The 26,345-nt window shown below is 67.5% G+C and carries 35 protein-coding genes; 7 read left to right on the plus strand and 28 right to left on the minus strand.

Annotated elements, in window-relative coordinates:
* Positions 1-2: 2 nt before the first annotated feature.
* Entirely contained in the window at positions 3-383 is a 381-nt protein-coding gene (locus tag BN2156_RS15690; RefSeq protein ID WP_090515992.1) for a nitroreductase family deazaflavin-dependent oxidoreductase, read from the plus strand.
* Here the strand turns inward: BN2156_RS15690 and BN2156_RS30700 are convergent.
* Positions 370-513 carry a hypothetical protein gene (locus BN2156_RS30700; RefSeq protein WP_159402841.1) on the minus strand — a complete coding sequence of 48 codons (144 nt, stop codon included), beginning with the start codon at positions 511-513 and terminating at the stop codon, positions 370-372. The two genes, BN2156_RS15690 and BN2156_RS30700, sit on opposite strands and share 14 nt — an antisense overlap.
* Positions 514-761: 248 nt before the next feature.
* Between BN2156_RS30700 and BN2156_RS15695 the strand changes: the two genes are divergently transcribed.
* On the plus strand, positions 762-1,046 hold the full coding sequence (locus BN2156_RS15695) for a WhiB family transcriptional regulator (protein ID WP_090517402.1): 285 nt from the start codon (positions 762-764) through the stop codon (positions 1,044-1,046).
* Positions 1,047-1,162: 116 nt separating this feature from the next.
* Entirely contained in the window at positions 1,163-1,933 is a 771-nt protein-coding gene (gene mddA / locus BN2156_RS15700) for a methanethiol S-methyltransferase (protein WP_090515993.1), read from the plus strand.
* On the opposite strand, the gene BN2156_RS30705 is transcribed toward mddA, so the two are convergent.
* The 5 genes from BN2156_RS30705 to BN2156_RS15725 all read right to left on the minus strand — a co-directional run bounded on the left by BN2156_RS30705 (position 1,914) and on the right by BN2156_RS15725 (position 4,615).
* Positions 1,914-2,312 carry a hypothetical protein gene (locus tag BN2156_RS30705; RefSeq protein WP_159402842.1) on the minus strand — a complete coding sequence of 133 codons (399 nt, stop codon included), beginning with the start codon at positions 2,310-2,312 and terminating at the stop codon, positions 1,914-1,916. The genes mddA and BN2156_RS30705 overlap by 20 nt on opposite strands.
* A gap of 54 nt (positions 2,313-2,366) precedes the next feature.
* Positions 2,367-2,810: a pyridoxamine 5'-phosphate oxidase family protein gene (locus BN2156_RS15710; protein ID WP_276021767.1), complete on the minus strand. Its 444-nt coding sequence runs from the start codon at positions 2,808-2,810 to the stop codon at positions 2,367-2,369.
* Positions 2,811-2,903: 93 nt separating this feature from the next.
* Entirely contained in the window at positions 2,904-3,098 is a 195-nt protein-coding gene (locus BN2156_RS15715) for a hypothetical protein (RefSeq protein WP_090515996.1), read from the minus strand.
* Positions 3,099-3,159: 61 nt separating this feature from the next.
* Positions 3,160-3,774 carry a TetR/AcrR family transcriptional regulator gene (locus tag BN2156_RS15720; RefSeq protein WP_090515997.1) on the minus strand — a complete coding sequence of 205 codons (615 nt, stop codon included), beginning with the start codon at positions 3,772-3,774 and terminating at the stop codon, positions 3,160-3,162.
* Positions 3,761-4,615 carry an oxygenase MpaB family protein gene (locus tag BN2156_RS15725; RefSeq protein WP_090515998.1) on the minus strand — a complete coding sequence of 285 codons (855 nt, stop codon included), beginning with the start codon at positions 4,613-4,615 and terminating at the stop codon, positions 3,761-3,763. The genes BN2156_RS15720 and BN2156_RS15725 overlap by 14 nt, the downstream gene beginning before the upstream one ends.
* Positions 4,616-4,749: 134 nt before the next feature.
* On the opposite strand from BN2156_RS15725, the gene BN2156_RS15730 reads away from it, so the two are divergent.
* Positions 4,750-5,598, plus strand: coding sequence for an alpha/beta hydrolase (locus BN2156_RS15730; RefSeq protein WP_090517403.1), 849 nt, complete (start codon positions 4,750-4,752; stop codon positions 5,596-5,598).
* Positions 5,599-5,614: 16 nt separating this feature from the next.
* Here BN2156_RS15730 and BN2156_RS15735 read toward each other — a convergent pair whose 3' ends face one another.
* The 10 genes from BN2156_RS15735 to BN2156_RS15780 all read right to left on the minus strand — a co-directional run bounded on the left by BN2156_RS15735 (position 5,615) and on the right by BN2156_RS15780 (position 13,324).
* Positions 5,615-6,379, minus strand: coding sequence for an APH(3'') family aminoglycoside O-phosphotransferase (locus BN2156_RS15735; RefSeq protein ID WP_090515999.1), 765 nt, complete (start codon positions 6,377-6,379; stop codon positions 5,615-5,617).
* A gap of 4 nt (positions 6,380-6,383) precedes the next feature.
* Positions 6,384-6,611, minus strand: coding sequence for a hypothetical protein (locus tag BN2156_RS15740; protein ID WP_090516000.1), 228 nt, complete (start codon positions 6,609-6,611; stop codon positions 6,384-6,386).
* Positions 6,608-7,093: a transport-regulating membrane protein Mce1N gene (locus BN2156_RS15745; protein ID WP_090516001.1), complete on the minus strand. Its 486-nt coding sequence runs from the start codon at positions 7,091-7,093 to the stop codon at positions 6,608-6,610. The genes BN2156_RS15740 and BN2156_RS15745 overlap by 4 nt, the downstream gene beginning before the upstream one ends.
* On the minus strand, positions 7,083-7,466 hold the full coding sequence (locus tag BN2156_RS15750; protein WP_090516002.1) for a hypothetical protein: 384 nt from the start codon (positions 7,464-7,466) through the stop codon (positions 7,083-7,085). The genes BN2156_RS15745 and BN2156_RS15750 overlap by 11 nt, the downstream gene beginning before the upstream one ends.
* Positions 7,467-7,485: 19 nt before the next feature.
* Positions 7,486-7,920 (minus strand): hypothetical protein, encoded by a 435-nt coding sequence (locus BN2156_RS15755; protein WP_090516003.1) that lies wholly within the window; start codon positions 7,918-7,920, stop codon positions 7,486-7,488.
* Positions 7,917-8,897, minus strand: coding sequence for a porphobilinogen synthase (gene hemB / locus BN2156_RS15760; RefSeq protein WP_090516004.1), 981 nt, complete (start codon positions 8,895-8,897; stop codon positions 7,917-7,919). The genes BN2156_RS15755 and hemB overlap by 4 nt, the downstream gene beginning before the upstream one ends.
* Positions 8,898-8,989: 92 nt before the next feature.
* Positions 8,990-10,672 (minus strand): bifunctional uroporphyrinogen-III C-methyltransferase/uroporphyrinogen-III synthase, encoded by a 1,683-nt coding sequence (locus BN2156_RS15765; RefSeq protein ID WP_090516005.1) that lies wholly within the window; start codon positions 10,670-10,672, stop codon positions 8,990-8,992.
* The gene (hemC, locus tag BN2156_RS15770) at positions 10,669-11,625 is read right to left on the minus strand and encodes a hydroxymethylbilane synthase (protein WP_090516006.1); all 957 of its coding nucleotides are present in this window, start codon (positions 11,623-11,625) and stop codon (positions 10,669-10,671) included. Before hemC ends, BN2156_RS15765 begins: the two co-directional genes overlap by 4 nt.
* 3 nt (positions 11,626-11,628) lie before the next feature.
* Entirely contained in the window at positions 11,629-12,987 is a 1,359-nt protein-coding gene (locus BN2156_RS15775) for a glutamyl-tRNA reductase (RefSeq protein ID WP_090516007.1), read from the minus strand.
* Between the two features lie 52 nt (positions 12,988-13,039).
* Entirely contained in the window at positions 13,040-13,324 is a 285-nt protein-coding gene (locus tag BN2156_RS15780; RefSeq protein WP_264035485.1) for a glutaredoxin family protein, read from the minus strand.
* A 38-nt stretch (positions 13,325-13,362) separates the two neighbouring features.
* On the opposite strand from BN2156_RS15780, the gene BN2156_RS15785 reads away from it, so the two are divergent.
* Both BN2156_RS15785 and BN2156_RS15790 read left to right on the plus strand, forming a co-directional pair.
* Complete coding sequence (locus BN2156_RS15785; RefSeq protein ID WP_090516008.1) at positions 13,363-14,256, plus strand: HAD family hydrolase; 894 nt, start codon at positions 13,363-13,365, stop codon at positions 14,254-14,256.
* A 108-nt stretch (positions 14,257-14,364) separates the two neighbouring features.
* Positions 14,365-14,898: an FAS1-like dehydratase domain-containing protein gene (locus BN2156_RS15790; protein WP_090516009.1), complete on the plus strand. Its 534-nt coding sequence runs from the start codon at positions 14,365-14,367 to the stop codon at positions 14,896-14,898.
* 77 nt (positions 14,899-14,975) lie between these two features.
* On the opposite strand, the gene BN2156_RS15795 is transcribed toward BN2156_RS15790, so the two are convergent.
* The 9 genes from BN2156_RS15795 to BN2156_RS15835 form a co-directional block, all read right to left on the minus strand.
* Positions 14,976-16,043, minus strand: coding sequence for a lysophospholipid acyltransferase family protein (locus BN2156_RS15795; protein ID WP_090516010.1), 1,068 nt, complete (start codon positions 16,041-16,043; stop codon positions 14,976-14,978).
* Positions 16,044-16,077: 34 nt separating this feature from the next.
* On the minus strand, positions 16,078-17,223 hold the full coding sequence (locus tag BN2156_RS15800; protein WP_210436654.1) for an SDR family oxidoreductase: 1,146 nt from the start codon (positions 17,221-17,223) through the stop codon (positions 16,078-16,080).
* A 29-nt stretch (positions 17,224-17,252) separates the two neighbouring features.
* Complete coding sequence (locus BN2156_RS15805) at positions 17,253-17,354, minus strand: 30S ribosomal protein bS22 (protein ID WP_003402602.1); 102 nt, start codon at positions 17,352-17,354, stop codon at positions 17,253-17,255.
* A 116-nt stretch (positions 17,355-17,470) separates the two neighbouring features.
* Positions 17,471-17,698, minus strand: a complete 228-nt coding sequence (locus tag BN2156_RS15810) for a cell division/environmental response transcriptional regulator (protein WP_003882954.1) — start codon at positions 17,696-17,698, stop codon at positions 17,471-17,473.
* Between the two features lie 138 nt (positions 17,699-17,836).
* Positions 17,837-18,697: a pyrroline-5-carboxylate reductase gene (gene proC / locus BN2156_RS15815; protein WP_090517405.1), complete on the minus strand. Its 861-nt coding sequence runs from the start codon at positions 18,695-18,697 to the stop codon at positions 17,837-17,839.
* A gap of 58 nt (positions 18,698-18,755) precedes the next feature.
* A complete protein-coding gene (locus BN2156_RS15820; RefSeq protein WP_090516012.1) occupies positions 18,756-19,568 on the minus strand; it encodes a thioesterase family protein in 813 nt (270 codons plus the stop codon).
* Positions 19,569-19,601: 33 nt separating this feature from the next.
* A complete protein-coding gene (locus BN2156_RS15825; RefSeq protein ID WP_090516013.1) occupies positions 19,602-20,447 on the minus strand; it encodes a sugar phosphate isomerase/epimerase family protein in 846 nt (281 codons plus the stop codon).
* Positions 20,448-20,495: 48 nt separating this feature from the next.
* Positions 20,496-21,620, minus strand: a complete 1,125-nt coding sequence (locus BN2156_RS15830) for an Rv0497 family membrane protein (RefSeq protein WP_090516014.1) — start codon at positions 21,618-21,620, stop codon at positions 20,496-20,498.
* A gap of 30 nt (positions 21,621-21,650) precedes the next feature.
* The gene (locus tag BN2156_RS15835) at positions 21,651-22,622 is read right to left on the minus strand and encodes a Ppx/GppA family phosphatase (RefSeq protein ID WP_162490869.1); all 972 of its coding nucleotides are present in this window, start codon (positions 22,620-22,622) and stop codon (positions 21,651-21,653) included.
* Positions 22,623-22,771: 149 nt separating this feature from the next.
* Here BN2156_RS15835 and BN2156_RS15840 point away from each other — a divergent pair, with 149 nt between their 5' ends.
* Positions 22,772-23,548, plus strand: coding sequence for a DUF3109 family protein (locus BN2156_RS15840; RefSeq protein WP_090516016.1), 777 nt, complete (start codon positions 22,772-22,774; stop codon positions 23,546-23,548).
* Between the two features lie 9 nt (positions 23,549-23,557).
* On the opposite strand, the gene regX is transcribed toward BN2156_RS15840, so the two are convergent.
* The 3 genes from regX to BN2156_RS15855 form a co-directional block, all read right to left on the minus strand.
* Complete coding sequence (regX, locus tag BN2156_RS15845) at positions 23,558-24,244, minus strand: two-component sensory transduction protein RegX (RefSeq protein WP_090516017.1); 687 nt, start codon at positions 24,242-24,244, stop codon at positions 23,558-23,560.
* 8 nt (positions 24,245-24,252) lie between these two features.
* Positions 24,253-25,440, minus strand: coding sequence for a sensor histidine kinase (locus BN2156_RS15850; protein WP_162490870.1), 1,188 nt, complete (start codon positions 25,438-25,440; stop codon positions 24,253-24,255).
* A gap of 143 nt (positions 25,441-25,583) precedes the next feature.
* Positions 25,584-26,327, minus strand: coding sequence for a phosphoglyceromutase (locus BN2156_RS15855; protein WP_090516018.1), 744 nt, complete (start codon positions 26,325-26,327; stop codon positions 25,584-25,586).
* Between the last annotated feature and the right edge of the window lie 18 nt (positions 26,328-26,345).

A 26,345-nucleotide genomic window follows, 5' to 3' on the forward strand; every position in this document is an offset into this window, starting at 1 on the left:
ACATGCAGTTACCGCAATCGCTGGCCCGGTTCAACCGTCATGTGACCAACCCCATCCAGCGCCTGTGGGCGGGCTGGGCACCGACATTCGGAATCTTGGAGCATGTCGGCAGGAAATCCGGCACGACCTACCGGACTCCGTTGAGCGTCTTCTCCACCGATGATGGCGTGGCCATCATGCTGACCTACGGCCCCGACCGGGACTGGTTGAAGAACATCACCGCAGCGGGTCACGCGCGCATCCGCCGCCACGGCAAGACCATCGAGGTCAACGCGCCGCGGGTGGTGACCAAGGCCGAAGCAGCCGAGCATGTGACCGGCGCGATGCGCCGCCCGTTCGCGCGGTTGCCGTTCGAGCAGGCCGTGCTGCTCAAACGGGTCTAGTCGTCACCAGCTGGACCTGACCGGCCTGCGCATCGAGCCGGCGGTTCTGACGGATCACCACGCGTCGCAGACCCAGCAGTACCGCGACGGGTATCGCCATCAGCGTGATGACCTCAAGCATCTCGCTCATCGCGGGTTCCGCCTATGGCGCCCGGGTGGAATCAGTGCGGCCATCGGTGTCTCGTCTCGCATAACTGCCGGTCTACTCCGGGCCCGGGCGCCCGTCGTCGATCTCAACGCTTTCTTGACGGCCCACGGCCGGATCCTTACGGGCCGGCCGACTGCGCACGTCAAAAGATCGTTCGGGAACTCGCTGCACCCGTATGGAAGTCGTGAATGTGCGGCCCGGCCGGCACCGGGGCCGCTGGGATGGAATCCATGGCACATGACGACGCTCACGGCACGGTTCTCTGGCCGCACTGGCAACTGCACGCGAGGTGCCGGGGCATGGACGCGTCGGTGTTCTTCTCCCCGGAGGGAGAACGCGGGCGCGCCCGGCTGAATCGCGAACAACGGGCCAAAGCGCTGTGCCGGGACTGCCCGGTACTGACGCAATGCCGCGCCCATGCGCTGACCATCGCCGAACCCTTCGGCGTGTGGGGCGGGTTGTCCGAGGCCGACCGCAACAGCCTGCTGGATCCGAAACAGTCCGGAACCTGCTGATTCAGCAAACTAGCAAAGCCCTGTTCACCTGCGGATTCAAGGTCTACGGTAGATAAGCCACTACTGCGGTCGGCAGCAGGGCGCGGCATCTGTCCAATCGGTGGCAGGAGGTCACCATGAAGCGCCTACTCATCATCGGTTATGGGGTCGCGAGCTATCTGACGTTCGTCGCGGCCTTCCTCTACGCGATCGCCTTCGTCGGCAATTTCGTGGTGCCGCGCACGGTCGACGCCGGTATCGCCGCACCGACCTCCGAGGCGGTGCTGGTCAACCTGCTGCTGCTGTCGGTGTTCGCCATCCAGCACAGCGTGATGGCCCGGCCCGCGTTCAAACGGATGTGGACCAAGGTGGTGCCGCAAGTCGTCGAACGCAGCACCTACGTGCTGCTGTCCAGCCTGGCGCTGTTCCTGTTGTACTGGCAGTGGCGCACCATGCCCGCGGTGGTGTGGAACGTGGAATCGACTGCGGGACGGGTGATCCTGTGGGCGTTGTTCTGGGTCGGCTGGGCGACCGTGTTCAGCTCGACATTCATGATCAACCACTTCGACCTGTTCGGGCTGCGGCAGGTGTGGCTGAACTGGCGCGGCCGGCCGTACCGCGAACTGGGTTTCCAGACGGTGCTGCTGTACCGGGTGATCCGCCACCCGATCATGGCCGGATTCATCGTGGCGTTCTGGGCCACCCCGACGATGACGGCGGGCCATCTGCTGTTCGCGGCCGTCAGCACCGCCTACATCTTGGTGGCGATCCAGCTCGAAGAGCACGACCTGGTGGCCAACATGGGTGAACAGTATCGGGACTACCAGCACCGGGTCGCGATGCTGGCTCCGGGACTCCACCTCGGGCACGACACCCCCACCCCGAAGGTCAGACATCGGCCGGCGTAGCAGTCTGCCCAAAAAGCGGTCGGCCGCCGAAAAGCGGCCGACTGGCTTTTATTTTTTTCTGATGTATGGTCGGGCTCAGTGATTGTTTGCGAATGAAAAAGGAGCAACGATGGCTGATAAATCCCAGGGGCGCATGCCCAAAAAACCCGCGATGACCATCAAGGAGCGACGGGCGGCGAAACGCACCAAGGCCGCCGAGGTCGGAGAGACGATTCCCAAGCGCAAGCGCCCGGACCGCGTCTAGCCTGAGCTGCGGGGTTCTTCGCCCGCCGCCTGCACGACGCCGCACCCGCAGCACCGCATTCACCAACCAATTCGCAGCATTATTTTTTGGCGCGCCCAAACGCGGGAAATTGCCAAATTCAGCTTTCTCGATCATCGCGACAATGGTGCGAGTGACAATTGCCGGAAATAAACCCCGAACTGGCGGGAATTACGCCCGCCAGTTCAACACTTCACCGGATCCGGCTGTCATGACCGTCCCCGGCATGACCCGCAGCCGATAGGGCGTCAGACGTAACGCCGCGAACTGATCAGACGTCGGCCCGCCACTCCACTGCGGGATGATGTGGGGGTCATAACCCACCGGCGCCGGACCGTTGGCGAAGCGGTCCCAGACCTGCCTGCGGGTCTCGTCGTCGGTGTACCACTCCACCAGACAGTCCGCGGCGCAGGTGTCGTGGTTGGTGGTCCAGTAACTCACCGAGACGTGCGGGTGCACCGCCAGATGTGCCCGCTTGACGGGACTCGGCACGGTGGCAACCCAGCCGAACAGATCGGTCCCGTCCCACTCCCAGATCGGGTGCAGGATGCGGCTGCGGGGTTGACCGTCGGCGTCGACGGTGGCCACCGACGCCCACACGATCTGGTGGGCCATCGTCACGAAGGCAGGGGCGATCTGTTCGAGCGGGGTCACAGTCACAACAGCCACAGTAGGCAACAAGTGACCTGCGACGGCGCCACTTGCCGGTTACTTCTCCTGGCCCTCGCGGCCGTAGATCGGGTTCCCGTCGTCGTCCACCCAGTCGTTGACGGCTGTGCCGGACACCGTGCCATGGCTACCCGGCAGGGTGACGGTGGGGCGGGAGTCGTCGTACGACTCCATGATGCGCTCGGCTTCTTTGCGGTTCTCTTCGCTCACAGGTGGCGGTTGCTCAGTGGTCATACCTGTCGGCTGCCCGAAAGTGTGACCTGCCAAACACTTCGAGCGGGGCGCCGGACCGAGTTCAGGCCGAGACCGTGCGAAGCGAGGCCGGCAAGCTCGGCAGGAAATGCCTGGTGGCGAAGGCCCGGATGTCCTCGGCGGTGTCGAGGGGTTCGACGCTGGGCAGCAGGAGCACCATCCCGGCATAGCGCAGGATGGTGTCAGCCAGGTCGTTGACCGCCGGCTCGCCGATCCGCTCGGCGAACCCGGGCGGGAAGATCACTTTGAGGGCCGCAGCCATCCGCTCGATCGCCGCGCCGTAGTGGGTCTGCAGCATCTCCATGACCAGGGCCGGTTCATCGGCGATCAGCTGGTTGAGCACATGGTGCCGGCGGAACCGCAGGATCGACAGCGTGAACGCCTCGACGTAGTAATTCGATTGCGGCCCTGCGTTTTTCAATTCGTTGGCGATATCGGAGAACAACGCGACGTTCTCCCGCTCGATCACCGCCGCGACCAGCTCGTCACGGTTGGCGAACCGCCGGTAGATCGTGGTGCGGCTGACCCCGGCGCGACGCGCGACGTCGTCGAGCGCGACGCGGCGCAGGCCGTGTCGTTCGAATTCGACGAGGGCCGCGTCCAGGATCGCCACCGTCGCGGGCGACGAATCGGACCGCGTCGAATCAACCGCGGGCATAACCCTTTTGCGCAAACTTGTTGTAGCGCAAGCTCATCGGTAGATGATCCCACACCCAGTTCACCGGGCGGGACCGCCAGAAGGCCGCGAACCGCTGGTAGTTGCGTTCCTGACGATCACTCCACGGCAGGTCGAGCAGGTCACGGGCACGCGGCGGCAGGCCGCCCGCGGTAAGGAAGGCCGCGGCCGGGTCGAACACCGTGGCGACCACGCGCCAGATAGCCGGGTGCACTGCCTTGGGGCACGGGAATCCCTTGGTGACATAGCCGACGCCGTACCGGGCCGACTTGTGCGGCACCGCCACCTCGTTCATCATCCGGTCCCAGTACTGCTCGAACTCGGCATAGGTGGCCGGCATCGGCCGGTCACTGACCCCGTAACGGCGGTACCAGGTCTTGGACTCCAGGTAGATCTGTTCCTTCTCCGCGTCGCTGAGCCTTTTGACGAAGGTGTCGGCGAAATAGAGGACCTGCTCGACAAACGTCGCGTGGGCCCAGAAGTAGGTGTCCGGATCCAGCGCGTGGTAGCGCGAGCCGTCGGGCATATCACCCTTGACGTGATGGTGGAAGTCGCGCACCTGGGTGCCGGCGTTCTCGTCCTCGGTCCCGTAAACGGTGCGGAAGATCGGCGGGATGGTGCGCTTGAGCCGCTCGGCGGTGTCGGAGAAGAACGTCGAGTGGTCCAGTACGCCCTGGCCGAGCTCGGCCAGCATGTTCTGCAGGACGGCGGGACGCGGCCCGATCAGATACATCCGGTTGTCGCCGAAGTACTTCCAGACCAGCGATTGCGGCCCCAGGGGCAGGGCGTCGGTCTGCTGCGGCTGCTCGGCCAGTTCGGTCATGGACACAGTGTTACAGATTTCGCACTTTGTACCAAGAGCTCTGTGACGTCGCTCACGACCACCGGCGGGCGGCGTTATCGCGCTGTGGCCGGACCGTGTCCGGTGCTGAGACCCGCCGTTGGAATGATGCGCAGGTGACCTCGCTGACCCGCCGCGACGCGCTGCGTCTAGGTGCCACCGGTGCGGGTGCCGCGGGGCTGATGGCGCTGGGCAGCCTGCTCGGTGCGCCCGCGCCCCGCGCCTCTCCGAGCCCCAACCAAACGGCGTCGGCGGGCGCCGCGTTGCCGACCCGCGATTCGGGGTCGTTCACCTCTGCGGCCCGCGGCGGCGTCGAAACCAACTGGATCATCGCCCGCCCGCCAGGCCAGCACGGCACATTGCGACCGGTGATCGCGCTGCACGGGATGGACAACGATGCCGCCGGCGTGATGAGCCTGGGCATCCCGGAAGCGCTGGCCCAACTGACCGCAGCCGGCCGGCCGCCGTTCGCGGTGGTCAGCGTGGACGGCGGCAACTCGTTCTGGCGCCGTCGAGCCTCCGGGGAGGACTCCGGGTCGATGGTGCTCCACGAGCTGATCCCGATGCTGGCCACCAAGGGCATCGACACCTCACGAGTGGCCTTCATGGGCTGGTCGATGGGTGGCTACGGCGCCATGCTGCTGGGTGCCAGACTGGGCGCCGCGCGCACCGCGGCGGTCTGCGCCATCAGCCCGGCGCTGTACATGACGTACTGGGGTGCGCCGCCCGACGCCTTCGACAGCCTCGCGGACTGGCAGCAGAACTCAGCGCTGAGACTGCTGCCTGCGCTGGGGTCGATCCCGCTCCGCATCGACTGTGGCACCGGGGACCGGTTCTACGCCGCGACCCGAATGTTCGTCAACCAACTGCCCAGGACCCCGGCCGTGGGCTTCTACCCCGGCGGCCATGACGAGGACTTCTGGCGCGCGCACTTGTCCGATGAGCTCGGCTGGCTCGATTCCTGAACCGCACCTTGGGGTCTCACCCCCACGTGAGCGGATCGAGCGCGAGATAGAACCGCAGACGCTCCGGATCCACAGCTGCCGGATAACCCGCTGCCAAACCCGCCGCGGCATCGTCGGCGAAGCCGGGAAAGGTGTCGGCGGTATTGGCCACCAGCAGTGCCAGATCTGCATGCCGGTCGGCAAGCCCGAGCCGGCCCAGGTCGATGAATCCCTCGACCGTGAGCCGCTCGGGGTCGATCAGGATGTTGGGCAGGCACAGGTCGCCATGGCACACCACCTGATCGGCGGACTCCTGGCGGCGCCTCAGGTCGGCCTCGACTTCGACGCGCGCCAGCAGCGCAGCGGGTGCAACACCCCGGTCCGCGTCGCTCAGAAACTCGGGGTTGACCGCGCCGGCTGCCACCACCGAACCGGCCCGGGCCAGCATGTCGTCCAGGTCGCGCCGGTAGGGGCAGTCGCCGACCGCGATGCCGTGCAGGTCGCGGACCGCCGCCACGATCGAGGGCCAGGCCTGCCGCAGTGCGGATTCGGGCAGCCGATCGGCCCCGACGCCTGTGACCGCACTGGTGATCAGGAAGGCGCCGCCGTCGGCGGTACTCCCCCAGTCGACCACGGCAGGCACCGGGAGGGCATGATCGTGGGCCCAGGACACCCGGTCACGTTCGGCAGCCAGATCGGCCACCGCCGCCGGACCGACCACCTTCGCGTACCGGGAACCGTCCGCACTACGGAACACCCCGGCGCCGGATTCACCGTGGACAACGGGCTGCCAATCGGTCACGGCGTCAGCGACGCAACCGGGCGATGCCCAGCACGGTCAGCACACCCGCCAGACCGGCCAGTGCCAGGGCCAGCACCAGCAGCGGCGCCGAATAGATGACCGCGGTGGTGGCCGGCTCACCATCGAGCACGGGCGCGACCTCGACCGTGGTTCTCGCCGCGATCCAGCTCAGCACGCAGCCCACCGCCGCGACGGCAGCCACCACGAACTCCAGGACGGCCCGCCGTTTCACGGGGTGCGCTCCTCGACCAGAGGCGTCAGCGCTTCCCGCAGCTTGCGATGCTTGCGCGCCCAGGCCTGAGCGGTGCGGGCACCGGTGAGTTTCAGCCCGATGCCGGTGCGGCCCCGCGGAACCCCGGACAGCTCCCCGAGGGCGCGGGCCGACTGCCACTTTGGTGCCTCCGAGCCCGATGCCTCGGGGTAGATCTGCACGATCTCGTCGACCTTGAGAATCTCGGCGCCCTGCCGCAACGTGGCGGCGGTCAACTCGACCGAGGTGTGGATGCGCGCCGCCTTGATCTGGATGGCCACGAACCCCGAGACCAGCACCAGGAACAGGATCGGAATCCACAGGTCCTGACCGTATCCGCCGGTCATCTGCAGGATCGCCATGCCGATCCCGGCGAACGGCCCCAGCAGGAGCCATGCCCAGCTGGCGCCCTGCTCGTAGAACAGCACCTCGGAGCCGACCTTGTTCACGGGTTCACTCTCCATCGTCAGCCCTCCGCACCGGCATCGCGCTCAGGCCGGTGCCCGCGATGAGCGGGAGCAGCGCCAGCAGCGTCAGGATATGGACCGGAGCCAGGCTGAACGCCGCCATCAACCCGACCACTACCACTATCGCCATGGACAGCGCGATCGCGGCCCGGCGGTACCGTGCGTCACCGGAACGGGCGCGGCCGGCCAGATAGGCCATGCCTGCGCCGGCCAGCGCCGTGAGTGCCCCCACGCCGCGGAACAAGGTGCTCTCGGCGCTGGGCCAGGACACCGAGGCGGCGATCAGGCCGCCGACGATCAACAACACGGCGCCGACCAGCCAGAAACTGAACGAGATGGTCGCGCGGCGCGACGCTGATGATGAAGGCATTGCCCGGAAGCGTAGCGAATCAGCGGGTGAAGAAACCGTCGGCGTCCTTACGGTGCAACAGGTACAGCCCGCCCGCGATCAGGACCGATCCGACGATCGCGGTGATCGCGTAGCCCACCGCGGCGGCGTCTTGTCGCTGGCCGGTCAGCAGACTGCTGATCGCGTGCAGGACCGAGACGATTCCCCCGCTGGTCAGCACGGTGCGGGCCCAGCGGTATCCCTGGCGCATCAGCGCCAGGAACGTCACCACGATCGAGGACACCACGACCAGGAACATGATCGAGAAGACGACCGTCATCGACCGTTGCACACCGCCGGCGGATCCGGTGAGCGCGTCGATCAGATAGCCCACCACCATGAGCACCAACGCGGCGGTCCACAACCAGAACCCGGTGTCGACATCCTCGGGACGGCCGGTCGGGCTCCGCTTCGGTTCGGTCACCTGGTCGGTCACGCGAGCCAGCCGGCCACGTCGGCGGCCCAGTAGGTCAGCACCAGGTCGGCGCCGGCCCGCCGGATTCCGGTCAACGACTCCAGTGCTGCCGCCTGCAGCTCGATCCAGCCATTGGCCGCCGCGGCGCAGATCATCGAGTACTCACCCGAAATCTGGTATGCCGCAACGGGTACCGGCGAAATATCGGCCGCGGCACGCACCACGTCCAGGTAGCTCATCGCGGGCTTGACCATCACGATGTCGGCGCCCTCGTCGATGTCGAGTTCGACCTCGTGCACGGCCTCGCGGATGTTCCCCGGATCCTGTTGATAGGTGCGCCGGTCCCCCACCAGGCTGGACGACACCGCTTCGCGGAACGGGCCGTAGAAGGCCGAGGCGAACTTGGCCGCGTAGGCCAGGATGGCGACTTCCGTGTGCCCGGCCGCATCCAGCCCGTCACGGATGGCCGCCACCTGGCCGTCCATCATGCCGCTGGGACCGACCACATGGGCGCCCGATTCCGCTTGTGCCACAGCAAGTTCCACGTAACGCACGTTGGTTGCGTCGTTGTCGACCCGGCCCGCGTCGTCGAGCACGCCACAGTGTCCGTGATCGGTGAACTCGTCGAGGCAGGTGTCGGCCATCAGGACGGTGGCGTCACCGAGATCCTTGGCCAGGTCACGCAATGCCACGTTGAGGATGCCGTCCGGATCGATGCCGACGGCACCGGTCGGATCCTTGTCCTCGTCACAGGGCACGCCGAACAGCATCAGTCCGCCCACGCCGGCTTCCACCGCATCGGCGGCCGCCTGGCGCAACGAATCCCGGGTGTGCTGAACCACTCCGGGCATCGAGGAGATCGGCCGCGGTTCACCGATGCCGTCGGCCACGAACATCGGAAGCACCAGATGCCGTGGCTCCAAAGAGGTTTGGGCCACCAGGCGACGCATCGCCGGCGTGGACCGCAAGCGACGAGGACGGTGCCTTGGAAACGCCACAGCTTGCCTCCTTCTGCGCTCTACCCCCGAAACGGTATTCCAGCAGGAAAAGTCCGAGTAGCAGCCTGCCGGAATGCGGTTTCGGCGAAAAACTAGCGCCTACGGCTCTTCTTACGCGGCGGGGGCAGCGCACCTTCGGCCCGCAGCCGGGCGGCGTGCTCGGCGAGCGCGTCGACCAGCGGACCCACCGCGGCCGACTCGGGCTGAACATCCACCCGCAGGCCGAATTCCGCCGCGGTTTCCGCGGTCTTGGGTCCGATGCAGGCCACGATGGTCCGGGCGTGCGGCTTGCCTGCGATACCGACCAGGTTGCGCACCGTCGAACTGGAGGTGAAGCAGACCGCGTCGAAGCCGCCGGTCTTGATCATCTCGCGGGTCTGCGCCGGCGGCGGAGCGGCACGCACGGTGCGGTAGGCGGTGACGTCCTCGATCTCCCAGCCACGCTCACGCAAGCCCTCGGCCAGCGTCTCGGTGGCGATGTCGGCACGCGGCAACAGCACCCGGTTCACCGGGTCGAAAACCTCGTCGAACGGCGGGAACTCGTCGAGCAGGCCCAGGGAGGACTGCTCGCCCGAAGGAACCAGCTCGGGGTTGATGCCGAATGCTCGCACCTTGTCGGCGGTGGCCTGCCCGACACACGCGATCTTCACACCCGAGAACGCCCGGGCGTCCAGGCCGAACTCGTTGAACTTCTCCCACACCGCACGCACGGCGTTGGTCGAGGTGAACACCACCCACTGGAACCGGCCGTCGACCAGACCCTTGACCGCACGCTCCATCTGCGCGGGGCTGCGCGGCGGCTCGACGGCGATGGTCGGCACCTCGATCGGCAGGGCACCGTGGCCCACCAGCCGATCGCTCATCTCGCCGGCCTGATCCTTGGTGCGCGGCACCAGCACGGTCCAGCCGTACAGGGCGCGGCTCTCCCACCAGTTCAGCTTGGCCCGGTTGGCCACGGTCTTGCCGATGGTCACCACCAGCGGACCGGTGAGCGGCCCGGCCAGCTCGCTGCCGGCCGGCTTCTCCAGCACGGCCTTGTCGGTCAGGCCACCCAGGGTGGTCTCGACCGAACGCTGCTGGCAGGTGGTACCGCTCGCGGTCACCACCGCCGGGGTGCTGTCGACCAGCCCCTGCTCGATCAGGGTGCGGGCGGCATCCGGCAGGTGCGACGCGGTCGCATGCAGGATCAGCGGCCCGGGTGCGGCGGCCAGCGCCGCCCAGTCCACGTCACCGCGGACATCGGCCACGGTGTGCGACGAACCCAGCGGCAGGCCCGCATAGGTGGGCACCGCGCTGGTGGCGGGCAGCCCGGGGACGATCTCGAAGTTCACATGGGCCTTGGCCAGCGCACCGATCTCGGTGATGACGGCATCCACCGACAGCGGGTCACCGGCGACCAGGCGCACCACGTCGTAGCCGTGGCGGGCCTCGGCGACCAGCGTCTTGGCCACCTCGGCAGGATCCCCCAGGGCGGGACGGATCTCGGGCCCGCCGGCGATGACGGCGGCTTGTGCGGCGTCGGCGGCACCGGCATCGGCGTCGGCCGTGTCACCCGCGGCGGCCTTGGCCGGCTCAGCAGGTGCCGGGCCGGACGCCGGCGGCAGTTCGGTGCCGATCAGGGCCAGCACGGCCTCGGGGACGTCGGGATCGGTGAACACCAACTCGGCGTGCGCCAGCACGGCTTGCGCACGCGCCGTCAGCAGTCCCGGATCTCCCGGGCCCGAGCCCACAAATGTGATGCGGCCGGGCTTCGCCTTGCGACCTCGCATGGTCATTCTTCACTCCCGCGCTCTACCAACAGCTCGCGCGCACCCAGCTCGAAAAGCTCCGCGGCCACCGAGACACCCAAGTCAGCGGCCCGATCGGGAGTTCCGATGCCGGACGCACGAATCACGTCGGATCCGTCCAGCGTCGCTACGCAGCCGCGCAACGACAGCTCCTCGAAGACATTGCCGTCCTCATCGATAGACTCGACCACTTCCGCGATCGCGCCCACCGGTGCAGAACAGCCCGCCTCCAGTTCGGCGAGCAGGATCCGTTCGGCGGTGACCGCGGCGCGCGTGTCGGTGTCATCCAACTCCGCCAGCACCGAGATCAGCTCGGTGTCGCCGGACCGGCATTCCACTGCGAGCGCACCCTGAGCCGGCGCTGGCAACATCTGCACCGGCTCGAGCGACTCGGTGACTGCATCGAGCCGTCCGATACGGGCCAGACCCGCGCGGGCGACCACGATGGCGTCGAGATCACCGCTCGTAACCCTGTTCAACCTGGTATCTAGGTTGCCTCGTAGGGGGCGGATTTCCAAACCGAGACCCAGTGCTCTAAGCTGCGCGGCCCGTCGCGCACTCGAAGTGCCGATCACGGACCCGGCCGGCAACTCACCGAGCACCAATCCGTCGCGCGCCACCAGGGCGTCGCGGGGGTCCTCACGGCGGGGTACGGCGGCGATGACGAACCGGTCGTCACGCGCGGTGGGCAAATCTTTGTAGGAGTGCACGGCCATGTCCACGCGGCCGTCGTGGATCGCCTCACGGAGCGCCGCGGTGAAGACCCCGACGCCGATCTCGGCGATGGGGCCCTGGTTACGGTCGCCCTCGGTCGAGATGATCACCAGCTCGCAGGGGTGCCCCGCAGCCAGCAAAGCGTCCCTGATGGTGCCGGCCTGCGTGGTCGCCAGCAGGCTACCCCGGGTGCCGATCCGGATTACCGTATCGCGCGTTTCTACCAAGCTCTACTCAGACTTATCGAGATCTGTTGTCATGAAGGGCAATTCGCTGGCCGCAACAGCTTCTACGGCCTGCGGATCGAGTTCGAACAGCTCACGCAGGGCCTCCGCGTAGCTGTCCCCGCCAGGAGCGCTGGCGAGCTGTTTCACCCGCACCGTGGGTGCGTGCAAAAGCTTGTCGACGACGCGACGGACCGTTTTGGCCACCTCGTCGCGGTGTATCGCGTCCAGTCCGGGCAGCCGGTTGTCCAGGCGCAGCAGCTCGGCCTCGACCACGTCGGCGGCACGTTGCCGCAGGGCGGTGACGGTCGGGGTGACCTCGGCCATCCGCTGCCCGGCCAGGTAGTTGGCAACCTCGGTGGCGACGATCGTGCGGGCCGCATCGGCGTCGGTGGCCGCGGCCCGTGCCGATGGCTCGCGCTGGATCCGGTCCATGTCGACCACCCAGACACCGGGCAGCCCGGCCACCGCCGGATCGACGTCGCGCGGCATGCCGAGATCGCAGATCACCAGCTGCCGATCGCCACCGGCGGCGGCGTTGCGCTGTGCCAGGGCATGGTGCACGTCGGCCAGGGAGACCACCGGGCGCACCGCGCCCGTGCTGCTGACGACGACGTCGGCGTCGGCCAGAGCCTCCTCCAGGTGGTCCAGGGAGAAGGCCTGCGCCTGCACACCCTGTTCGGTGAGGTTCTCGGCGAGGCGCTCGGCCCGCGGCAGTGAGCGGTTCACCACATGAACCCGCTCGATACCGGCCCGCACCAGGTGCGCGCCGGCCAACGCGCCCATCGAGCCCGCGCCGATCACGGCCGCGGTGCGCCCGGCGAGCCCGCCGTTGAGTTTGGTCTCGGCCATGCCGAGCGCGACCGACACCACAGACGCGCCCGCGGCGTCGATCCCGGTCTCGGAGTGCACCCGCTTGCCGACGTTGAGGGCACGCTGGGCCAGCTCGTGCAGGGTGCGCCCGACGGTCTGGTGTTCCTCGGCCGAGGCGTAGGCGCGACGCACCTGCCCCAGCACCTGGGCTTCTCCGATGACAGCCGAATCCAGGCCGCTGGTCACGGCGAACAGATGCTCGACGGCGGCCTCGGCGTAGCGCACATAGGCGTATTTGGTGAGGTCGTTGAGCGACATGCCGGAATGCTCGGAGAGCACCTGCCCGATGATCGACAGGCCTCCGTGGAAGGCCTCGACCACGGCGTAGATCTCTACGCGGTTGCAGGTGGACAGGACCATCGCCTCGGTGACCAACGAGGATCGCAGCACCTCGTCGATGATCTTGGCCTGATCCGACTCGTCAGTGCTCAACTGCTCGAGAACTGACACCGGCGCGCTGCGGTGCGAAACCCCGAATAGCAGCACACTCACGGCTTCATCACCACGTCACCAAGGTAATCGTTTCCCGCCCGCCCACCAAATTTCATCTGGCGGGGAGGTCGGCCCGAAGCGCCTGCTCGTCGACATCCCAGTAGCTGTGCTCGGTCCCGTTCAGCAAAATCACCGGCAGCAGGTCGCCGTACCGGGCCCGAAGTGAGGTGTCCCCGGCGGCGGCCGCGGCATCGACGTCGGTGTTCACCAGCTCGAAATCCAGTTCCTCGCGCAATGCGGCCAGCTGCTGAGCCGCCCGTTCGCACATGCTGCAGCCGGCGCGGGTCAGCAACGTCACAGTGGCCACACCGCCGGTCCCTGTCTGCTCGCGCTCCACACCGCCAGTATCCCGGCGCGGTGACTTAGGGTGAATTCGTGCCCGAATCCGGTAGTGCCGATGCGCTCGAACAGGAACTTGGCGGCGAGGCCAGCGCCGAAGTCGCTGTCACCGAGCTCGAGTCCGACACCGACCCCGTCGGGACACCGGCGCCCCCGCCCGACCTGACCGCCGCGGCGTTCTTCGACGTCGACAACACCCTCGTGCACGGATCGTCACTGGTGCACTTCGCAAGGGGCCTGGCCGCGCGCAAGTACTTCACCTACCGCGACATCCTGGGCATCGTCTACGCGCAGGCCAAGTTCCAGTTCACCGGCAAGGAGAACAGCGACGACGTCGCCGAGGGCAAGCAGAAGGCCCTGGCGTTCATCGAGGGCCGCTCCACCGCCGAGCTCGTCGAACTCGGTGAGGAGATCTACGACGAGATCATCGCCGACAAGATCTGGCCGGGCACCCGGGCGCTGGCCCAGATGCACCTGGACGCCGGCCAGCAGGTGTGGCTGGTCACCGCAACCCCGTACGAGCTGGCCGCCACGATCGCCCGGCGCCTGGGCCTGACGGGCGCGCTGGGCACGGTCGCCGAGTCGGTCGACGGGGTGTTCACCGGCCGCCTGGTCGGCGACATCCTGCACGGCACGGGCAAGGCCCACGCGGTGCGGTCGCTGGCCATCCGGGAGGGGCTCAACCTGCGCCGGTGCACCGCCTATTCGGACAGCTTCAACGATGTCCCGATGCTGTCGCTGGTGGGTACCGCGGTGGCGATCAACCCCGATGCCGCGCTGCGCGATGTGGCCAGGGAGCGGGGCTGGGAGATCCGCGATTTCCGCACCGCACGCAAGGCCGCGCGCATCGGTGTGCCGTCGGCGTTGGCCCTCGGCGCCCTGGGCGGCGCGCTGGCGGCTGTCGCGTCCCGTCGCCACGACATTCGCTGAGCAAGCGGCTCACGCTGATAAGCTGCCGCGGCGGGCCGCCTCGAGCGGGCCCCACCGCCATGCACGTTTGTGCGCACCGCGCACCGCATACCGAACAGCGCAGGGAACATGAGCATCGCCGCAAACATCATCGGGACTCACTACCGGTACCCCGACTACTTCGAGGTCGGCCGGGAGAAGGTCCGCGAGTTCGCCCGCGCGGTCAAAGACGAGCACCCCGCGCTCTATGACGCCGAGGCGGCCAAGGAATACGGCCATGACTCGGTGGTGGCATCGGTGACCTTCCTGGCCGTGGCCGGCCGACGCGTGCAGCTGGAGCTGTTCGACAAGTTCGACATCCCGATCAACCTGGAGCGCGTGCTGCACCGCGACCAGAAGCTGATCTTCCACCGGCCGATCCTGGTCGGCGACAAGCTGTGGTTCGACTCGTACCTGGATTCGGTGATCGAATCGCACGGCACCGTCATCGCCGAGGTTCGCGCCGAGGTCACCGACGACGACGGCAACCCGGTTGCCACGAGCATCGTCACCATGCTGGGCGAGGCGGCCATCGACGAGGCCGACGAGATCAGTTCACAGATCGCCGCGGCGCGCGATGCCGCGATCGCCAAGATGGTTGCCGGGCAAAAGTCCGGCGCCTGATTTTTCCTTGCGCCAGCAGACAAAAACTGCCCATTTCCACGTGGAAATGGGCAGTTTTGCTGTTGGCGGTGAAAAACTCAGCCGAAGAACATGTTTCGACGACCCGCCAGCAGCTGATAGAGCGTGTGCTGGATGGTCTCGCGGACCTGGTCGGTGAGTTCGAACGTGATCATCGGATCGTCGGCGGCGCTCTCGTCGTACTCGACCGTCTCGATCGGCTCGCCGAACTGGATGTGCCACTTCGAGGGCAACGGCACCAGGCCGAGCGGGCCGGCCAACGGGAACAGCGGGGTCACCGGGAAGTACGGCAGACCGAGCAGGCGGGCCAGCAGCTTGACGTCGGCCATCATCGGGTAGATCTCCTCCGACCCGACGATCGAGCACGGCACGATCGGCGCCTGTGCCCGCAGAGCTGCGGAAACGAAGCCGCCGCGGCCGAACCGCTGCAGCTTGTAGCGGTCCTTGAAGTTCTTGCCCAGCCCCTTGAAGCCCTCGGGGAACACCGCGGTGAGTTCACCGTTGGCCAGCAGCCGGTGCGCGTCGGTGGTGCAGGCCACGGTGTGCCCGGCCTTGCGGGCGGCCTGGCCCACCATCGGTAGATCGAAGACCAGATCGGCGGCCAGCAGGCGCAGATCCCGGTGCAGGGGGTGGTGATCGTGCACGGCCACCTGAGTCATCAGCCCGTCGAAGGGCAGCACCCCGGCGTGGTTGGCCACCACGAGTGCCGCGCCGCTCTCGGGCAGGTTCTCGATACCGGACACCTCGACCCGGAACCAGGACCGGAAAAACGTTCGCAGCAAAGGCAAAAAGATTGCGTTGGTGATGTGTGGATCGAACCCGAACTCGTCCACCGAGTACTCGCCGGCCATGCGGGTGCGGATGAACTCCGAGACCGCAGCGATGCCCTTGGCAAGTTCGCTGGGACCCTCGTCGGCGGCTGACTGACCCGAGGCGTTGCTGCGCCGCTGATCGATCTCCCGGACTACCGCGGCGATCTGCTCGGCCGAGGCCCGGCTCCCCGGATCGGCCAGGACCGACGGATGTCGGCGGGCACTGTCGGTGCGGGCCGCAGCCCGCCGCGCAGCAGAGGAACGGCTCGAGTTCCCATGTAGCGGAATAACTTTCGCTTTGGACTCACCCGCCACGTCGATACCTTCTCCCACCCCGGTAGAGCCAGTTCTAATATCCCAAACGCTGCGCCATCCCCACGGCGCGACTCTCCATTGAGCGTACCCATCGCGGATCGAGTATCGGAGTCAATCCGCGACCACGGACGTAGTCGTCGAATGCTTCGGCGGTCGTCCACTTTGGACTGTAGCCCAGATCCCTGTGCATTCGCGTAGTGTCCATGACCCGGCCGAAGCTCAGATAATTCATCTGGTCGCGGTCCAGTTCGGTGTAACGCGTTGCGCGACTGAGCGAATTGATCGCCGACAGTGCCCCGCGCGGAACCGGCACCCGGAGACGCCCCGAACGCCGGATCGCCTGGCTCATCATGATGATGCCCGAGGCACCGATGTTGAACGTGCCCGCCCTGCCGGCCATGGTCGCGCGCTCCAACGCGCCGAGCGCGTCCTGTTCGTGCAAAAGCTGCAGCCGCGCATCCTGTCCGAACACCGACGGCACCACCGGCCCGGCCAGATACCGCGACAGGGCGGTATCCATCGCCGGCCCGATCATGTTGGCCAGCCGCAGGATCGTCAGGTCGATGTCCGGACGACGCCGGGCCAGCCCGCGCGCATAGCCCTCGATATCCATGCTGTCGCGGGCGAAGCCGTCACCCGGTGGACGCCGGGCGCTGCTCTCCTCGCTGAACATCACCGGATCCCGCGAGCTCGACCCGTACACCTCGGAGGTGGACTTGAGCACGACCCGACGGACCGACGGTGTCTTCTGGCAGGCCGCGAACAATTGGATCGCGCCCATCACGTTGAGTTCCTTCAACGTGGCCCGGCCCCCGGACCTCGGCGCGTAGGACGCCGCCGCGGCATGCACGACGGTGTCCACGTTGCCGTTTCGGATCACCTTGGCGATGAACGGGTTGCGGATGTCGGCGCGGACGAATTCAGCCCGCCCCATCCGGCGCATCAGGTCCTTGCTCGGCACCACCGCATCGACGGCGATGACATGCTCGATCGCCGGGTTCTGCGCCAGCCTGGCGGTCAGATAACCGCCGAGGAACCGGCACGCACCCGTGACCAGAACCACCTTCGGAGCGGGCGCCGCACCTACCGGCTGCCCAGATTGCGTTCCACCGGAAGAGTCCGCGCCAGGCGGCCCGGGGACTCCCGTCGGGCGTCCCCCCGAACGACCATCAGAATCCATCGGCTCAGCCTAGCGGCCGCGGCGAAAAGCTACTTACCGAGTTTTCTACGCTGCACCCGGGTACGGCGAAGCAGCTTGCGGTGCTTCTTCTTCGACATACGCTTACGCCGCTTCTTGATGACTGAGCCCATAAACCCCGGAGTCTCCGCTACTTAGCTGATGGTTGACCCGGTCACTTTACCCGGGCCGACCACCGAAACGGAAAACGCCAGCCTGCTCGGGCGACTCAGCCCGTCGCGGCATGCGCCTAGCCGGCGTCGAAGTACGAAGACTCCAGCAGATCGTGGACTGCCTTGGCGTGGACCCGGAACGATCGGCCCACACGAACAGCAGGCAGTTCACCGTTGTGCACCAACCGGTACACCGTCATCTTCGAGACCCTCATCAAGCTCGCCACTTCGGCGACCGTCAGAAATTGAGCTCGAGGCTGACCGTCGCCAGCATCCCGCGCCGATGGCCCGTTCATAGACGTCATCGCAACCCAATCAATCAGGCACAGGCAGTTCCAGCGGCTTCCCCACCGCTGGCACCGACCCGCGCATACAAAGGGAGAATAGCGTGGCGGGTGGGGTTACTGCGACGGGTGTGGGCTAATCAGTTGGAATTAATCTAATTACTCAGATGTAATTCCCAGCTGCTCAGAGCGCGTTTTCGCGGCCTGAACGGCGTTGGAGACCGCGGCCCGCAGTCCCCCACGCTCAAGTTCCCGCAGCCCAGCGGCGGTGGTCCCGGCCGGCGAGGTCACCATCGCGCGCAACTGGGCCGGGGTGGTGTCCAGCGCGGCGCCTCCGGCCGCGTTCACCTCGTCGAGGCGTTCCAGCAGCATCGCCGCCGAGCCGGCCATCGTCTGCACCGCCAGATCGGTGGCCACCGCACGCGACAGGCCCGACTCAACGGCCGCATCCACCAGAGCCTCGACCATCAGGAAGAAGTACGCCGGACCCGAACCGGAAACCGCGGTCACCGCGTCCAGCTGCGACTCGGCCACGGTGATCACACCGCCGACCGCGTCGAAGATCGACGAGACCTGCTTGAGCTGATCGGGGGTGGCGAACCGGCCCGGTGCCAGGGCGCTCACGCCGCCGCCGACCACGATCGGGGAGTTGGGCATGACGCGGACCACCGGCGATCCGGCCGGCAGCTTGTTCTCGTAGTACGACGTGGCCACACCCGCGGCAATGGAGACGAACACCTGCTCGGCGGTGTCGCTGTCGGCGCGCACCGCCGCGTCGGCGATTTCGTCGATCACCTTCTCGACATCGGCCGGCTTGACCGCGATGACCACGTAGGTGGCGTTCTCGGCGGCGGCGGCCACTGAGGTCACCTGCACCGAATACTTCTCCGCCAGGTACTTGGCCCGGTCAGCGAATTTCTCCGCGACCACCATGTCCTTGACCTGACGACCAGCCCGTAACAGCCCCGACAGCAGCGCCTCGCCCATGCTTCCGCCGCCGATTATCGCGATTCTCGACATGGCCGACAGCATTCCATGCCCTGGTCTCAGGGCCACATGGACGCCGCAGCCGCCGGCGTCAGCCCGCCGCGGGGACCATCGCCAGCTGCCGCGTCTGCACGATGATCCGGCCCTCGCAGTCGACCACGATGTGGTCCTCGTCGAACCAGTCCTGGCCGATCTGGACCGACGTGCACATCACCCGCAGCCACCCATCGGCCGGCAATGCCCGCAGATAGGCCGTCAGCTGGACCGTGGGCGCCCAACCGGTGCGCTCCACGGCGAAGGTCACCGGAGCCGACACATCGCCGCACAGGAGCGCGAACAGAACGTCGGGAGCGACCCCCTTCGGACGCACCCAGTACTCGAACACGGGCGGGCCGCCGTCGGTGCGCGGACCCATCGTGTGCAACGCCGGGCGGATGTCGCAGCCGTGCGCCAGGTGTACGACGTGCTCCATCGGATGCCCGGGACCGATCGGCTCCAGTCCCGGCGGCGGCTCCGGCGTCATCAACGGCACCACGGGGTTGAACGACAGCAGCGGCGGCACGTGATGCTCCGGTTCGCCCAGCGTCACCGACACCGTGACCGCGGTGCGCTCGGCCTGCCGCAGCTCCACGTCGACCAAGCCGATGCGGCGGCCCCGCTTGTGCACCGTGGTGACCACCTCCATCGGACCGGGATCCGGCGCCCACAGGAAGTTTCCGGACACCGCCAGCGGCTGCGCGGCGGTGCCGTACTCGGTGCGCGCCGCGTTGGCGCACAGCGCGAGCATCGCGCCGCCGTGCACCTTGGGCCCGATCGTCCAGTGCTCGTTGAGGTGGCCGTGATAGACGCCGTCGCCGACGGGTGTCAGTGCCATGGCATCGGTGAACAGGGTGGAGCCAGTCATGTGCGGTCCTCTACAGGGGTGGCCGGATCGGGTTCAGCGCAGCAGGTGGGTGCGGGCGAATTGCAGCGACTCGGTCAGCAGCGCCTCACGCTCGGTGGCCGTCTTGGCCGCCGAGGTGGTGACCTCCAGGACGACGTGGCCGGAGAAGTTGCCGGCCGCCAGCATCTGGCACACCTCGGCGGCGGGCTGGGTGCCGCGGCCGGGCACCAGATGCTCGTCGGTCGAAGCGCCCTTGCCGTCGCACAGATGCAGGTGCACGAGGCCGTCCCCCATGCGCCGCGCCATGTCCATGGCATCGGTGCCCGCCGTCGCGGTGTGGCTCAGGTCGAGCGTGTAATGCGCGTGGTTGCCGTCCAACGGGTCGTAGGACGGCGCGAACGCCGTGATCCCAGGCCCGGGCCCGCCGCCGCGCTTGCGCATCCGCTCGATGGAGGTACCGCCCGCCCCGAAGAACCGGTCGGCACGGAACGGGAACATGTTCTCCACCGCCACCAGCACCTCGCTGTCGGCTTCCAACTGGGCGACCTGGTCGGTGAATCCCTCGGCGTAGCGGCGCTGCCAGCGGAACGGCGGATGCACCACGACGGTCTGCGCACCCAACTGTTCGGCGGCCCGCACGCTGCGTTCCAACTTCGGGATCGGGTTGGCGCCCCACACTCGCTGCGAGATCAACAGGCACGGCGCATGCACCGACAGCACCGGCACGCCGTAGTGCGCGGACATCTTGGCGATCACGTCGATGTCCTGGCTCACCGACTCCGCCCACACCATCAGCTCGACGCCGTCGTAGCCGAGGCGCGCGGCGTACTCGAACGCCGCCTCCGTCCTCAGCGGATAGACCGAGGCGGTGGACAGGCCGATCTTGATGGCTGGGCGCACGAGACTAATTGTGTACCGCCGTACTAACTCTGGCGCGCGGCCGCCGCACTAACTCGCCTGCAGCAACGCCAAGGGTCCGAAGGTGACCAATGCTCCGACCGCCACCGCGGTCAGCGTGCTGCCGATGTCCTCGGTCTTGCGAACGACCCGCACACCACCGGCCAGGCCGAGGATCACCAGCACGCCGAGCACCAGCGCGACGATGGTGTTCCACTTCCACAGCTGATCGAAGGCGACGAACAGGCCGGCACCGAAGGCCACCGCGATCACGCACTGACCGACGATCCACAATCCGCGGACCAGCGGGGAGCTGGGCGCCTGGTCCTCGTCGAACTCGTCGTGCTCGTCGAAACCGTCGGTTTCGGCGGTGTCCTCGCGCAGGCCGTCGTGCTCGACGTCGATGTCGTCGACGCCGCCGCGGCGGCGGGCCACGTCGTCGGAGACGGACTCTCCGCCGAACAGCGGTCCGAGCGACGAATACGAACCATCGCCGTAGTCGTCGTCGTAGTCGTCGTACCCGGCGCCGGCCGCGTCCACGTCATGAGCGTCGGCATCCGGTTCCACGAACGCGTCGGCCGACGCCGCCTCATCGTCCTCGTCGAGGTCGTAGAGGGGGTCAGGGCTCATCCGCTCGGCACCGGTGCCCGAGGGTCGGTAATCACGGGCCGGCGTCTTGGGCTGCGCGCGCCGCGGACGTGGCCGGAATTCGACGGGTTCGGGATCGGCATCGCGTGCGGCGAGGTGCGCTTCGTAATCGTCCTCGGCCTCGGTGCGCACCTCTTCGGGCTCCACCGGCCTTGGCGGCTTGACCCGTGCGGCCCGAGGGGGCCGTGGGCCACCGTTGCGGACCCGCGGCTCGCGAGGTTCGCGGGCCTCACGCGGCTCGCGGGGCTCGCGGGGCTCTCGGGGCTCGTCGAGGATGGGTGGCACGACGGCGGTGTCGACCAGTGGGTCAGGCGCGGGAACCGGCTCGTCTCGGGGTTCGAGCTCCATGTCATCGGTGATGACGGGGATCTCGCCGGTGAGTTCGGCGACCGTCACCGCGTCGCTGTTACCGCGACGGCGCCGACGGCGGCCGCCGACCGGGGGTGCCCCGATCGTCCCGTTCTTTGCCAGCAACTCCGCGACCGAGATCGGTCGGGTGCCGGATGGGCTGTTCTCTGGTCCTGTCATACCTATGTTGCCTTTGGGGCTAGCTTTTCCTTAACGTCCGGCGTCCCGCGCCGACGTCTCTACCAAGGCTGTGCCGTCGGCCTCGCTGTCGAGTTTCCGCAGAATCAACCCCTCCCGCAACGCCCAGGGGCAAATGTCGACGGAATCGATCTCCAGTGCTCGCATACTAGCTTCAGCTACCAAAGCACCGGCCACGATCTGTGGTGCCCGCTCGGCACTCACCCCTTCCAGTTCGGCACGGTCAGCCGCTGTCATCCTAGAGATGAAAGCTATGAGCTGTCTTAATCCGGCGGCGGTGAGGGTCCGCTTGACCCGCGGGCCTGCGCCCGAAGGGGCCGCCCCGGTCAGTCGGGCCAGCGAGCGGAAGGTCTTCGACGTCGCCACCGCCAGGTCCGGGTTCCCGGATCGGCGCATGGTGGCACCGGCGTCGGCCAGTTCGGTGGCCAGCCAGTCGCGCAGCATCGCGACCCGGCGCCGCCCAGGTGGGTCTTCGGACAACCACTCCCTGGTGAGCCGGCCCGCTCCCAGCGGCAGCGAGAGCGCCACCTCGGGCTCTTCGTCGACCCCGCTGGACAACTCCAGCGAGCCGCCGCCGATGTCGATGTTGATGATCCGACCTGCGCTCCAGCCGTACCAGCGGCGCACCGCCAGGAAGGTCAGCCGGGATTCGTCGACGCCGCTGAGCACGCCGAGCGACACCCCGGTCTCGGCCCGGACCCTGGCCAGCACCTCCTCGGAGTTGGTGGCGTCGCGCACCGCCGAGGTGGCAAACGCCATCAATTCGGCGCAACCCGAACTGGTGGCGATCTTGGCGAACTCGTCGACGGTGGCCACCAGGCTGTCGGCACCCTTGCGGGTCAACTTGCCCGAGCTGTCGATGGCCTCGGCGAGCCGCAGGGCCGCCTTCGTGGAGCTCATCGGAGTCGGATGGCCGCCACGGCGCGCATCCACCACGAGGAGATGAACCGTGTTACTACCGACATCGAGCACGCCTAACCGCACCGCACCAACCTAACCGCAGCCGACCAGCGCTTCGTGGCCGGACCTCCCGCGACCTTTCGTGGCGACGGCCCCGGGTTCCGGCGCATCCCACCGCGCGCCGCGGCGCGGTTGGGAAATGCGTTCAGGCATATGCGAGTACCGTTTGCGCCGTGACAGATGTGCATCCCGGCGAAGTCGAACTCGACTTTGCCCGCGAATGGGTGGAGTTCTATGACCCGGAGGACGCGACCCATCTGATCGCGGCCGATATGACGTGGTTGTTGTCGCGCTGGACCTGTGTGTTCGGCACCCCGGCCTGCAAGGGCACCGTCGAGGGTCGCCCCGACGACGGCTGCTGCTCCCATGGAGCGTTCCTTTCTGACGACGACGATCGTGCACGGCTCGACGATGCGGTCAAACAGCTGACCGACGAGGACTGGCAGTTCCGCGAAAAGGGACTGGGCCGCAAGGGCTATCTGGAAGACGACGAGTACGACGGCAAGCCCAACCTGCGCACCCGTAAGTACAAGGGCGCCTGCATCTTCCTGAACCGGCCGGGTTTCCCCGGCGGCATCGGATGCGCACTGCACAGCAAGGCCCTCAAGCTGGGCGTCGAGCCGCTGACGATGAAGCCCGACGTGTGCTGGCAGCTGCCGATCCGGCGCAGCCAGGAGTGGATCACCCGGCCCGACGAGACCCAGATCCTGCGGACCGTCATCACCGAGTACGACCGGCGCGGCTGGGGCGAGGGTGGTGCCGACCTGCACTGGTACTGCACCGGTGATCCCGCCGCCCATGTCGGCGCCCGCCCGGTGTTCGAGTCCTACGCCCCCGAGCTCACCGCGGTACTCGGCGAGAAGGCCTACGCCGAGCTGGCCGCGATGTGCCGGCGGCGCAGCGCGCTCGGGCTGGTCGCCGTGCATCCGGCCACCCGCGCCGCCGAATAGCCCGGTGGTTCAGCCCTCCAGCTTGTAACCGAGGCCGCGCACGGTGACCAGGTGCACCGGGTTGGCCGGGTCCGCCTCGATCTTGGAGCGCAGCCGTTTGACATGTACGTCAAGGGTTTTGGTGTCGCCGACATAGTCGGCGCCCCACACCCGGTCGATGAGCTGGCCGCGGGTCAGCACCCGGCCGCTGTTGCGCATCAGGTACTCCAGGAGGTCGAACTCCTTGAGCGGCAAGGTGATCTGCTCTCCGTTGACGCTGACGACGTGCCGTTCGACGTCCATCCGCACCGGCCCGGCTTCGAGCACGCCGTCGCCCACGGCGCTGTCGTCGGTGTCGGCGCCGCGGCGCAGCACCGCCCGGATCCGCGCGATCAGCTCGCGGGCCGAATACGGCTTGGTGACATAGTCGTCGGCGCCCAGCTCGAGGCCGACGACCTTGTCGATCTCACTGTCGCGGGCGGTGACCATGATCACCGGCACGCTGGAACGGGCACGCAATTGCTTACAGACGTCGGTACCGCTCATCCCCGGCAGCATCAGGTCCAGCAGGACGATATCGGCGCCGGAGCGCTCGAACTCGGCCAGAGCGGAGGGACCGTCGGCGACCACGGTGGCCTCAAAGCCTTCCTTGCGCAGCAGGAATGCCAGGGGATCGGCCAGCGACTCCTCGTCCTCAACGATCAACACGCTGGTCATCGTTCTCGCTAATCCTCTCGGTCGTCCGAGCCACTGGTTGGCTCATCGGTTTCGGGATAGGCCGGGATCGACAAGGTGAATGTCGACCCGGTGCCCGGCTGACTCCACAGCCGGATGGTTCCGTTGTGGTTGGCGGCCACGTGTTTGACGATCGCCAGGCCCAGCCCGGTGCCGCCGGTGGCGCGCGACCGGGCCTTGTCGACCCGGAAGAACCGCTCGAAGACCCGTTCCTGATCGGCCTTGGCGATTCCGATACCGCGGTCGGTGACCGCGATCTCGACACTGCCACCCCGCCGGCGCCGGCTCACGGATATGCCGGATCCGTTGGGTGAGTATGCAATTGCGTTCGACACCAGGTTGGCGATGGCGGTGACGAGCAAGTTCTGATCGCCCAGCACCCGGTAGCCCGTCGCGGCGTCGGTGGTGATCGAGATGTCGGCCTTGTCGGCGGCCACCTTGTGCCGTGACAGCGCCTCGGACACCACGGTGTCGACGTCGACGGCGTCCAGGTCGGGCAGCCGCTCGGCGCCCTGCAGCCGGGACAGTTCGATCAGCTCGCCGACCATGTCGGCCAGCCGCAGCGATTCGGCCACCATCTTGTCGGAGAACCGGCGCACCATGTCCGGGTCGTCGGCGGAGGCCTGCAACGCTTCGGCCAGCACGCGCATCGCCCCCACCGGGGTCTTGAGTTCGTGGCTGACGTTGGCCACGAAATCCCGGCGAGTCGCTTCCATCCTCGCGTGCTCGGACTGGTCGTCGGCGTAGACGACGGCGAAGCGACGGTCCTGGTCGGCCAGCAGCCGCACCCAGCCGCGCACCGAGATGCCGGACCGCCCGGGGTGCGGCAGCTTGCGCGGGGACAGGTCGACGTCGATGGCCTGGCCGGTGGCGAACACCTGCTCGGCGGCCCGCCAGGCCCGGTCGTCGAGGAGCCGGTCGCGCACCACGCCGAGTTCGGTGGCCCGGTCGTTGGCGTAGACCACGTCGTTGAACGTGTCGACGACCACGATGCCGTTGGGCGATGCGGACACGATGTGCTGCAGCATCTGCGACACCGTCAGGCCGGCCTCATCGGCCTGACGACGTTGCCGCCCGGCGACGATGCGGGGCGCGACTACGGCGGCCACACCCGCACCGATGATCAGCGCGAGCAACGACACGACCGCCGTCAGCAGTAACGCCGACACCAAGCTCACGCGAAAATCGTACGCACCCGGTGAACGTCATCCCAGCAGCGTGCGGCCAAAACGGGACAAGTCACACCGACAAATACAGGAGTTCGGCTGCCGTTAACCCCCGGTAACCTGCTGTTTGCCCGCAAGCCCGGGTGTCCAGCGAACTACTTCTTGGCTCCCTGCGCGGCCACCGCGGCGGCCCCGGCGGCGGCTGCCTCCGGGTCGAGGTATTCACCACCGGCGACCAGCGGCTTGAGATTGTCGTCCAGCTCGTAGCGCAGCGGGATGCCGGTCGGGATGTTCAGGCCGACGACCTCTTCGTCGGACATACCGTCGAGGTACTTGACCAGGGCACGCAGCGAGTTTCCGTGGGCGGCGATCAGCACGGTCTTGCCGGCCTTGAGGTCGGGGACGATCGTTTCCTCGTAATAGGGCACGAACCGGGTCACCACGTCCTTGAGGCATTCGGTCAGCGGGCCGCCACCGATCTCCGCGTAGCGCGGGTCGGCGTCCTGACTGAACTCGCTGCCCTTCTCGATCGGCGGCGGCGGGGTGTCGTAGCTGCGGCGCCACGCCATGAACTGCTCTTCGCCGAACTTCTCCTTGGTGGCGGCCTTGTCCAGGCCCTGCAGCGCACCGTAGTGACGCTCGTTGAGCCGCCAGTCCCGGTGCACCGGGATCCAATGCCGGTCGGCGGCGTCGAGCGCGAGATTCGCGGTGGTGATCGCGCGGCGCAGCAGCGACGTGTAGACCACGTCCGGCAGTACGTCCTCCTCGACGAGCAGCTTGCCGCCGCGGATGGCTTCGGCACGGCCCTTGTCGGTGAGGTCGACGTCGACCCATCCGGTGAACAGGTTCTTCTGGTTCCAGTCGCTCTCACCGTGGCGGAGCAGGATCAGCGTCGGCATGCGTGTGATCTTCTCACG

The sequence above is a fragment of the Mycolicibacterium neworleansense genome, assembly GCF_001245615.1.
Lineage (GTDB): Bacteria > Actinomycetota > Actinomycetes > Mycobacteriales > Mycobacteriaceae > Mycobacterium > Mycobacterium neworleansense.

Bases quoted from the DNA above. Each gene is read 5' to 3' on its own strand.
- BN2156_RS15690 (WP_090515992.1), top strand. From the start codon at position 3: ATGCAGTTACCGCAATCGCTGGCCCGGTTCAACCGTCATGTGACCAAC.
- BN2156_RS30700 (WP_159402841.1), bottom strand. From the start codon at position 513: ATGAGCGAGATGCTTGAGGTCATCACGCTGATGGCGATACCCGTCGCG.
- BN2156_RS15695 (WP_090517402.1), top strand. From the start codon at position 762: ATGGCACATGACGACGCTCACGGCACGGTTCTCTGGCCGCACTGGCAA.
- mddA (WP_090515993.1), top strand. From the start codon at position 1,163: ATGAAGCGCCTACTCATCATCGGTTATGGGGTCGCGAGCTATCTGACG.
- BN2156_RS30705 (WP_159402842.1), bottom strand. From the start codon at position 2,312: ATGATCGAGAAAGCTGAATTTGGCAATTTCCCGCGTTTGGGCGCGCCA.
- BN2156_RS15710 (WP_276021767.1), bottom strand. From the start codon at position 2,810: ATGGCCCACCAGATCGTGTGGGCGTCGGTGGCCACCGTCGACGCCGAC.
- BN2156_RS15715 (WP_090515996.1), bottom strand. From the start codon at position 3,098: ATGACCACTGAGCAACCGCCACCTGTGAGCGAAGAGAACCGCAAAGAA.
- BN2156_RS15720 (WP_090515997.1), bottom strand. From the start codon at position 3,774: ATGCCCGCGGTTGATTCGACGCGGTCCGATTCGTCGCCCGCGACGGTG.
- BN2156_RS15725 (WP_090515998.1), bottom strand. From the start codon at position 4,615: ATGACCGAACTGGCCGAGCAGCCGCAGCAGACCGACGCCCTGCCCCTG.
- BN2156_RS15745 (WP_090516001.1), bottom strand. From the start codon at position 7,093: ATGGAGAGTGAACCCGTGAACAAGGTCGGCTCCGAGGTGCTGTTCTAC.
- BN2156_RS15750 (WP_090516002.1), bottom strand. From the start codon at position 7,466: ATGCCTTCATCATCAGCGTCGCGCCGCGCGACCATCTCGTTCAGTTTC.
- BN2156_RS15765 (WP_090516005.1), bottom strand. From the start codon at position 10,672: ATGACCATGCGAGGTCGCAAGGCGAAGCCCGGCCGCATCACATTTGTG.
- BN2156_RS15790 (WP_090516009.1), top strand. From the start codon at position 14,365: ATGAGCATCGCCGCAAACATCATCGGGACTCACTACCGGTACCCCGAC.
- BN2156_RS15800 (WP_210436654.1), bottom strand. From the start codon at position 17,223: ATGGATTCTGATGGTCGTTCGGGGGGACGCCCGACGGGAGTCCCCGGG.
- BN2156_RS15805 (WP_003402602.1), bottom strand. From the start codon at position 17,354: ATGGGCTCAGTCATCAAGAAGCGGCGTAAGCGTATGTCGAAGAAGAAG.
- BN2156_RS15810 (WP_003882954.1), bottom strand. From the start codon at position 17,698: ATGACGTCTATGAACGGGCCATCGGCGCGGGATGCTGGCGACGGTCAG.
- proC (WP_090517405.1), bottom strand. From the start codon at position 18,697: ATGTCGAGAATCGCGATAATCGGCGGCGGAAGCATGGGCGAGGCGCTG.
- BN2156_RS15820 (WP_090516012.1), bottom strand. From the start codon at position 19,568: ATGACTGGCTCCACCCTGTTCACCGATGCCATGGCACTGACACCCGTC.
- BN2156_RS15830 (WP_090516014.1), bottom strand. From the start codon at position 21,620: ATGACAGGACCAGAGAACAGCCCATCCGGCACCCGACCGATCTCGGTC.
- regX (WP_090516017.1), bottom strand. From the start codon at position 24,244: ATGACCAGCGTGTTGATCGTTGAGGACGAGGAGTCGCTGGCCGATCCC.
- BN2156_RS15855 (WP_090516018.1), bottom strand. From the start codon at position 26,327: ATGCCGACGCTGATCCTGCTCCGCCACGGTGAGAGCGACTGGAACCAG.